Consider the following 1,259-nt stretch of genomic DNA (forward strand, 5'->3'; position numbering starts at 1 on the left):
CAAGTTAGTAACCCACGGTAAATTACACTACTCTTAAATAACGTAAAAAAATGTCATTATACACTCAATTGCAAGTATACTTAGACGGTACTTTTTTTAATAAAATTGTCAATTTTTCGTTAGAAGAAAAAATAGGACAGCATGCTGTATTCTCAGTTTCTATCCGTGGAGATGCTCTGGAAAATAGACTTTCAGGATCCACAGTATTAGAACAAAGTCGCTCCTTTTTAGGTAAACCTTTTTATTTAGAAGTTTCCGAAGGTGGTAGACTGAATAGGGAAACCCTATATTTTAAAGGAAAAATTACTGAAATAAAAGGTAAAAAAGGAAACGAGCATGGTTGAATGGGAGATCTTATAGAAGTTAAAGGAATGAGTAACAGTATTCTTTTAGATGATGGTTCTAATATAGATAGCTTTTTAGAAAAATCAGTTTCCGATATCATTGAAGAAGTCACAAAAGACTACAATAGCTCAGAATTCAGTATAAGAGTACAACCTGAAAATAACACATTGCTCTCCTACTCGGTACAACATCACCAAAGTACCTTCCAGTATTTACAATATTTAGCCGCTACACAAGGCGAGTATTTGGTATATAGTAGAGATACGTTACATTTTGGAAAACCTGATTTAGGAGACGAAATACATTTAAATTACGGAGTCGACTTAAAGGATTTTAGTTTGGGTTTAACAGTTAACCCTTTACATTTTAATTATTATAGCAATGATTATACATCTGAAAGTACTATAGAAACTTCTAGTAACAGTATCGCTTCAAACGCTAGCGGATATAGTGCATTTGCCAACAATGTGAGCAAGCAATTTTTCCCTAAAAAAGACAATAAACAAATTTTTTACGGATTCGAGAGCCAACAATTGCAACAACAATTAGACAGCTCGGTAGCATTACAAAAAAAATTAGCCGAACAAAAACAAGTAAGCATTGTAGGTAAAAGCACCAATACTGGAGTTTCACTGGGGAAAATTATTGTTATTAAGAGTAATCAAGGAGACTTTGGACGCTACAGGGTAATACAAATTACACACAGTTATAAGCAAGGAGGAACATATACCAATAACTTTACGGCAATACCCTTAGAAATTGATGTTTATCCTTTAACGGATATCGATTTAATGCATCCTTCTCATCCACAAGTAGCCAAAGTAATAGCTGTTAACGACCCCAATAGGATGAGCCGTATAAAAGTACAATTTCCTTGGCAAAAAATGTACAATAAAACTACACCATGGATACGT

2 protein-coding genes are annotated in these 1,259 nt (G+C 33.7%); both read left to right on the forward strand.

The genetic code is table 11. The features are described 5' to 3' along the window. Nucleotides 1-50 precede the first annotated feature (50 nt). Nucleotides 51-344, forward strand: a complete 294-nt coding sequence (locus tag GMC_RS23120) for a hypothetical protein (RefSeq protein ID WP_010520527.1) — start codon at nt 51-53, stop codon at nt 342-344. Next, nucleotides 345-1,259 (forward strand): contractile injection system protein, VgrG/Pvc8 family (locus GMC_RS23115; protein ID WP_010520526.1); only part of this gene is annotated, 915 nt, incomplete at its 3' end.

It is taken from the genome of Aquimarina agarivorans, from assembly GCF_000218485.1.
Classification (GTDB): domain Bacteria; phylum Bacteroidota; class Bacteroidia; order Flavobacteriales; family Flavobacteriaceae; genus Aquimarina; species Aquimarina agarivorans.

Excerpts from the sequence above, each read along its gene's own strand:
- GMC_RS23120 (WP_010520527.1), top strand. The coding sequence starts at position 51 with ATGTCATTATACACTCAATTGCAAGTATACTTAGACGGTACTTTTTTT.